Genomic DNA, 7,249 nt, shown 5'->3' with positions numbered 1-7,249 from the left:
TCGATCGTGATGAAGCGCTCGATGGCCTCCGGTTACGCTGGCGTGGACAACCCGCTGTTCTACAAGGACAACAACCGCATGCTGTTTGGCGATGCCAAGAAGATGCTCGAAGAAGTCCTCGTCGCGCTCAAGTCCTGATGCGCAGTATCTGGATGCGCCAAACCTTCCGCTGAGATACCCGCTCGGCGGAAGGTTTTCGCTCTTCATGCTTTGGGCGTGGACCTATCGCGCCTATGTTGGATTCCAGCGTTGTGGCTAATGAGGTGTGTTGCCAAGTGCCTGGGGATTGTAGCCCGGTGGCAGTATCAGCCGAATTTTCGGATCGCCAGGCGCACGCTCGCGAAATGTTTTAACTTCCGTATGCAGTTTGCCGATCATTTCATTCACGGCATCCTCGAAACCTTGCGTCCGGGCCGCTCTGGCTTGCTCCGAGAAACCGATCATCGTCGCGGTCCCTTTAAGGTTCGAGATGCCGCTTGCGCGGATCAATAATCGGCGGCTCTTGATATCGAATACCGACGTTTCGACTGCGGTCAGGATATCGTACTGGTCTCCATTGATCATGTATGCGCCCACCCCCGTCCAGTAAAGCAGGGACGAGCCTGTAGCGCCGGCATTCTGAACTTGGTCAAACGAAATCAGCGCAATCACGTCGAGGTTCAAGAGGGCTGCCACCCGGTCAAGATTGGCAAACCCGCCACCCGGTTCCAGATATACCGACGGAACCGGCGTTATTTCCTTGATGAACGGGTAGTTCACAAAGGCTTCGCGCACTTTTGCCGCCAATTTCAGCCGGTCGCTTTCCGGTAGGCGAAACTGTGGGTTCGCGTTATCCGGCACGAATGCTACCCCGATCCGGAATGGCACGCGTAATTCGGCTACGGCGTCAGAACTGGTGGGAACGTGGTTGGTGTCAGGAAATAGATATGCCAGCACGGAGGCGACCTGACGCTGTCGGGCATCCGTTTCCATCGAAGCACAGCCGCCGAGGATAATCGTGGCGATCATCGCCATAAACACTGATGCCAGCTTGAACATATGACCTCCATGGGCGATGTGGAATGCGCTACCGGGAGTGAACACTTCCAGTAAAGCAGAGTGAGCCGCGTTCGGCCAAAGCAATCCATCCTAGCGGCATGGATAAAAACTGATGCTGGTCAATTTGGACTGACTCATCATGCAGGGGCGGGAACTCTTTGTACCGTTTCGCTTCCAACAGGCTGGAAAGACCGGGCTTAGAACCTGTTCATGATCTGTAGCGAGAGGCCGTCAGCGGGGTGAAGAGCAGCGCAAAAACCGGAATGTACAAGGAGTACATGAGGATTTTGAGCAGCGCATGAGCCCCGATCACGGCCTCGCAGCAAGATCGTGAATGGGTTCTTGGAAACCGGCGTGCCGCATATCTGCTATGGCCATCTTGATAAAACGCCAGCCCGGCCTTGAAGTACCTCGCGGATTTCAAAGAGGGAACGTGATGCAAATTCATATAAAAACGAAAGGCTTGCCGGGATCATCGATTCTGCGCCGCCTTGCCTCGGGAAAACTGAATACCTGCCTGCTGCCTTTTTCCGGTCTTATTCAAGACGCCACCCTGTGCTTTTCCGACATCAACGGGCCGCTGCGTGGCGGGATCGATAAACTTTGCCGCCTTGTTCTTGTCTTGAATAACAGCTCCGTGATTGTCATCGAAGAGCTGGGTAGCGATTTTTCCCGTATCACCGACCGGGTGATTGAACGTCTCGCCCGACAATTGTCTGCACCGCGTGGGCTGGCGCCGCAGGCGGGGTAGCCGGCTGGTTTGCGCAGTCTTCCGCTTTGGCTTGGGTGGCGCAGACAAGGTAGGGATTTGTCCCGGCGGTCTTCAAGTTGCCTCGATGCAGGCAGGATATCAATAACGCTGTTCGCCCCAAGGGCCGGATGGCGGCATAGAAAAAGCAAGCACATTCATGCAATCGGATACGGAACAAGGGCTGTCAGGCATATTGGCACTGATGCTCAACAGGTATGGCATGGCAGGAAAAACTACAGTCGGGCCGCAGGCCTATGGCCAATCCTTGCGCCATAACTGCCCGACATGCCGGGTGCCAATGGCGACGAGAAGCAGTGAGGGCCAGCAGGTCTGGTTCTGCAGTCGCTGCCTTTCCTGGTATGACGCCTGGCTCAACAAGTGTTCGAGCGGGTCGGATAGGCCGTGATAGCAAGATAGGGTTTCGGCAGGAAATTCAGACGCAGCGCTATTCAAAGCAAAATTTCACTGTTAATATAGAACGATCGTTCTGTATTGATGTGCGATCGGAAGTTTGTGCTTATCTGATTTTCCAACCATTGCTGGATAACGCTTGAGAGGTCTGCCATGTCGACATTCATCCGCCAGAATTTGTCTTCCCCGGATTATCCGGTCGTGACGATTTGCCTGCTGATCGTTCCGGTTTTGCTGCTGGTTTCCTGATCGGCAGGGCGCTGGCCGAGCTTGGGTGATGCGAACGACAGGCCGATGGCCTGGCTATCGGCATAGGCTTTTTCCAGCAATTTTTTTGCCCGCAAGTGCGATGGAATCCAGCCGCCTTTCTTGAAGACCCAATCGATATCGGATGCGGTGGCTTTGCGCAGAACGTGTATGCCATTGTAAAGGCCGACTTCGGTCAGGATGATGGCGCGGGCGGTTTCGATATTGTCCGCTTCGCGTATGCAGCAACCCATGCCTGTTTCTGCATAAAAAATAGCCATTCCGTATCTCCGATGATGGGGCAATCAAGACGTGCTTGTTTTTGTTGTGCGGTAAAAAAAGCCCGTCAGGCCTGATGTGCTGCTTGGCATGACGGGCTTTTGTGGCAGTTTCGCCGTGGCTGTTTACAGGAATCCGATCGAAATCCAGGGCACGGCAGTTACGATGATGACGCCGATGAAGAGTGCAATCATGTAACCGATAATCGGCTGCATACCCTTGTCCGGGTGAATCCGGCTGATCGCGCAGGCCGAGTAATACCCCACACCGAATGGCGGTGCAAACAGACCCATGCCCATGGCCAGCACTACCACCATGGCGTAGTGCACTTCATGAATACCCATCTGGCGTGCGATCGGGAACAGCAGCGGCCCGAACAGCACGATGGCGGGGATGCCTTCCAGTACGCTGCCAAGAATGGTGAACGCGATGATGGTGGCAACCATGAACATCGGCGCACCGCCAGGCAAGCCGGCCATGACGGCGGCCAGATCATTGGAGAAGCCCGACTGGGTCAACGACCAAGCCATGCCGGTTGCTGCGCCGATGATGAGCAGAATGGCACCGGAAAGGGCGGCCGTGTCGATCAGCATCGGAACCACGCGAGACCAGTCAAACTTGCGGTAAATGAGCAAGCCGGCAAATACCGCGTAGGCTATACCGATGGTCGAAACTTCAGTCGCAGTTGCCACGCCTTCGATCACTGCAGCGCGAATCACGAAGGGCAGGGCGATGGCTGGCAGGGAAATCAGGAATTTCCACATGATTTGCTTGCCACTCGCGCGCTGAACCTTGGAAAGATCTTCCTTGCGATAACGCCAGCCCACCAGGCAGCAGAGCGTAAAGGCCAGCACCAAGCCGGGCAGAATGCCGCCGGTAAAGAGTGCGGAAATCGATACGCCGGTTACTGAACCCAGGGTGATCAGTACCAGGCTGGGCGGAATGGTTTCGGTCTGCGCGCCGGTTGCAGACAACAGCGCGACCAGATCGCCTTCCTTGGCACCACGTGCTTTCATTTCCGGGAACAGCACCGGGGCCACTGCGGCCATATCGGCTGCCTTGGAACCGGAAATACCGGAAACCAGATACATGGCCCCCACCAGCACGTAGGACAAACCGCCGCGCACATGCCCCAGCAGGCTGACCAGGAAGCCGATCATGGCAGCGGCCATGCCGGTCATCTCGATCAGTACCCCCAGGAACACAAACAGCGGCACCGCCAGCAGGATCAGGTGCGACATTCCTTCATCCATGCGGCCAACGACCACCATCAGCGGGATATGGGTGGACAAGCCCAGATAGCCGATCGTGGCAATCCCGAACGAGAAGGCGATGGGCACGCCGGACAACACGCCGACAGCAACCAGGCCGACAAAAAAGATCAGCAGGTTGTAGTTGTCGAGTGTCTTGAATGCCGGCTGCAATGCAAGAAATACAGCGGTCAGTGCCAATACCCCGCCAATGGCGGCGAACAGGTGCCGGATCTTGGCAACTTGCGTCATGCGAATCAGCGTGACCACCAGCATCAGGATGATGCCAACCGGCAAGGCCGATGCTCGCCAGGAATTGACGATTCCCATCGCGGGCGTGGTGATGAATTGCTCATCTACCGCAAACTCGATGGATGGCTCCACCAGCAGGGTAAGGAACAGCAAGGGGGCAACGGTGGCCAGCACTTCCAGGAAGGAACGCATGGCGGGCGATGCCTTGCTGACCAGTGCGGTCATGCGCATGTGCTCATTTCTGCGCAAGGCAATGACCGAGCCCAGCATGGCCAGCCAAAGGAACAGGCAAGAAGCCAGTTCGTCAGTCCAGATCACCGGGGTATGGAAGAAATAACGGCACATCACGCCGTACAGCAATACCAGAATTTCCGCAGCAACCAGCATGGCCGCAGGAATTTCAACCATCTTCCCCAAAAGTTTGTCGAGTGTCTGCAACCAGGGGATGCGATGCACCGGAGCATCGCAAGTCAGTTCATGAGCGCTCATAGTCTTACACCAGTTTCCCTACGTATTTTTCAAGCAATCCCCAGGCTTCCGGACCAAATTTGGTTTTCCAGTCCGCATAGAAGGTGGTCTTTTTCAGGTTTTCACGGAACGAAGCCAGATCGGGGTCGACAAACGTGACACCTTTCTTCTCCATGTCCTGACGCAGCGACAGGCTCAGTCTGGCGATGTCTGCGCGTTCATCCATGGCGGAGCGATTGAATTCGTTTTCCACGATGGTCCGGATATCTTCCGGCAGATTGGTCCAGGCATGGCGGTTACCCAGAATCCAGTAACCATCCCAGACGTGGCCGGTCATGCTGATGTATTTCTGCACTTCATACAGCTTGGCGGTGGAGATGATAGGCAAGGGGTTTTCCTGGCCTTCCACGACCTTGGTTTGCAGCGAGGAATACAGTTCGTTGAAGTTGATCGGGGCCGGGCCGGAAGCCAGTGCCTGGAACAGCGAAGTCAGAATGGGCGCCTGCGGTACCCGGATCTTCAGGCCTTTCAGATCGGCTGCGGATTTGATCGGGCGATTGGAGGTGCTGACATGGCGGAAGCCATTGTCCCAGGCCTTGCACACCGAAACGACTTTGCGCTTGGTGATTTCCGAACGGATATAGCTGCCAAGGTCACCATCGAGCGCGCGCCAGACATCGTTATAGTTCTGGAACACAAAGCCGGTGTTGACGATGCCGGCTGCCGGAACAAATGTCGCCAGGACGGATGATGACTGGTTGAAGAATTCAATGGCGCCACTGCGTACTTGCGCCAGCAAATCCGTATCCGAACCCAGCATGTTTTGCGGGAACAGCTTGATGTGCAGGCGGCCGTTGGTGGCTTCCCGAATGCGATTCAGGGCTTCCTGTGCCCGGATGTTGACCGGATGCGTTGGGTCCTGCCCGGTTGCCATTTTGTAATTGAATTCGGCGGCATTGGCTGGACGGCTCAGAATACCGAACAGCGGCAATGCGGCAGAAGCCGTGACCGTAGTCTTCAAAAAGCTTCTGCGGCTCATTGCGTTATTGTCTTTGTGATCCGTGCTCACAATCTTTCTCCTCCAAACATAAGTTGGACCGTACGTATTTTTTTATTGGCGGCAGACATAACTTGCCCCCCTTCTGCAACGTTGCCGGGCAGGACAGGGGGGCGTTGTCTGCTACTTAGTGGATGAGCATGCCACCATTCACGTCGATCGTGTTACCTGTGCAGTAGCCGGCCAGGTCGCTGGCCAGGAACAGGTAGCAACCCGCGACTTCTTCCGGCTTGCCCAAACGATTGAGCGGAATGCCGGCAGCAATTTCGGCCTTTTTCTCTTCGGTCAGCTTGCCCTTGCTGATGTCGGTGCCGATCAGGCCCGGAGTCACACAGTTGACGCGGATGCCATCAATGCCGAGTTCACGCGCCATGGCCTTGGCCAGACCGAGCACGCCAGCCTTGGCGGCCGAGTAGTGCGGGCCACCGAGAATGCCGCCGCCGCGCTGGGCCGAAACGGAAGACATGCAGGCAATCGAGCCGCCGCCTTGTTTCTTCATGTACGGAACCACGGCTTGCGACATGTAGAGTACGCCATCCAGGTTCACCGACATGATGCGGTCCCAGTCGGCCGGGGTGATGTCGCACACCTTGGCCGGCTGGGTGATGCCGGCGTTGGCGATCAAGACATTCACTGCGCCGAATTCAGCCACAGCACGTGCCACGGCAGCATCGCAGCTTTGCTTGTCTGCCACGTTGCAGGCATAGCCGCGATGTTCCGGGCCAATCGACGCGGCAGCATCGGCTGCAGCTTTTTCATCCAGGTCGAGAATCACGACCTTGGCGCCATGCTTGGCAAACAGCTTGGCCGTAGCGAAGCCGATACCGTTCGGGGATGCGGCGCCGGTGATGACGGCAACCTTGCCTTCAAGAAGTCCGTTAGACATGAGATTTTCCTCCAAGGTGGCGCTCGCAGACGCCACATTCATTTCAAATTCAATTTGTCATGCAAAAACACGTTGCCGTAGATCGGGTTTTAACCCGACAGCCTGTAGCCATTGACGCCGGAATCAATCCCGACCTACGGCGATCGTGGTGCATGCAAGTGCCAGAATCAGTCGAGCCAGCCCTTGATCGTGTTGCACATGACCGAAGTCGAGATGCCGTAACGATCGTGCAGGGTCGGCAGCGCGCCGGCATCCAGGAACTCGTCCGGCAGGGCGATCTGACGGAACGGCGGGGTGACACCGTTACACAGCAAGGTCGTCGCCACGGCTTCGCCCAGACCGCCGACTACGGTGTGGTTTTCCGCCACGATCACCAGACGGCCAGGACGGCCGGCTTCGCGCAGGATTGTTTCAGTATCGAGCGGCTTGATCGTCGGGCAGTGCAGCACGGCCACATCGATCTTGTCAGCGGCCAGTTCCTTGGCGACTTCCAGCGCGCGCATGGTCATCAGGCCGGTGCCGATGATCAGTACGTCCTTGCCGTCACGCAGCAGCTTGGCCTTGCCCAGCTCGAACTTGTAGTCGTATTCGTCCAGCACCAGCGGCACATT

The 7,249-nt window shown here is 56.6% G+C and carries 8 protein-coding genes; 2 read left to right on the top strand and 6 right to left on the bottom strand.

Going from position 1 to position 7,249, the window contains the following annotated elements; genetic code table 11:
* Positions 1-9: 9 nt before the first annotated feature.
* Positions 10-138, top strand: coding sequence for an NAD(P)(+) transhydrogenase (Re/Si-specific) subunit beta (locus tag AC0KVQ_RS16005; protein ID WP_473422193.1), 129 nt, complete (start codon positions 10-12; stop codon positions 136-138).
* A 117-nt stretch (positions 139-255) separates the two neighbouring features.
* Here the strand turns inward: AC0KVQ_RS16005 and rhlP are convergent, their stop codons facing one another.
* Positions 256-1,038 carry a rhombotarget lipoprotein gene (gene rhlP / locus AC0KVQ_RS16000; RefSeq protein WP_473422192.1) on the bottom strand — a complete coding sequence of 261 codons (783 nt, stop codon included), beginning with the start codon at positions 1,036-1,038 and terminating at the stop codon, positions 256-258.
* A 370-nt stretch (positions 1,039-1,408) separates the two neighbouring features.
* Between rhlP and AC0KVQ_RS15995 the strand changes: the two genes are divergently transcribed.
* Positions 1,409-1,789, top strand: coding sequence for a hypothetical protein (locus AC0KVQ_RS15995; protein ID WP_473422191.1), 381 nt, complete (start codon positions 1,409-1,411; stop codon positions 1,787-1,789).
* A gap of 602 nt (positions 1,790-2,391) precedes the next feature.
* Here the strand turns inward: AC0KVQ_RS15995 and AC0KVQ_RS15990 are convergent.
* The 5 genes from AC0KVQ_RS15990 to AC0KVQ_RS15970 form a co-directional block, all read right to left on the bottom strand.
* Positions 2,392-2,727, bottom strand: coding sequence for a hypothetical protein (locus tag AC0KVQ_RS15990; protein ID WP_473422190.1), 336 nt, complete (start codon positions 2,725-2,727; stop codon positions 2,392-2,394).
* A 123-nt stretch (positions 2,728-2,850) separates the two neighbouring features.
* Entirely contained in the window at positions 2,851-4,716 is a 1,866-nt protein-coding gene (locus AC0KVQ_RS15985; protein ID WP_473422189.1) for a TRAP transporter large permease, read from the bottom strand.
* Positions 4,717-4,720: 4 nt separating this feature from the next.
* The gene (locus tag AC0KVQ_RS15980; protein WP_473422187.1) at positions 4,721-5,734 is read right to left on the bottom strand and encodes a TRAP transporter substrate-binding protein; all 1,014 of its coding nucleotides are present in this window, start codon (positions 5,732-5,734) and stop codon (positions 4,721-4,723) included.
* Between the two features lie 145 nt (positions 5,735-5,879).
* A complete protein-coding gene (locus tag AC0KVQ_RS15975; RefSeq protein ID WP_473422186.1) occupies positions 5,880-6,638 on the bottom strand; it encodes an SDR family NAD(P)-dependent oxidoreductase in 759 nt (252 codons plus the stop codon).
* A 167-nt stretch (positions 6,639-6,805) separates the two neighbouring features.
* The coding region (locus tag AC0KVQ_RS15970; protein WP_473422185.1) for a transketolase C-terminal domain-containing protein at positions 6,806-7,249 on the bottom strand (444 nt) is incomplete at its 5' end.

The sequence above is a fragment of the Formivibrio sp. oc-25 genome, from assembly GCF_055810895.1.
The sequence above is the reverse complement of the archived record's forward strand: the minus strand, read 5'-3'. Positions and strand labels throughout refer to the sequence as shown.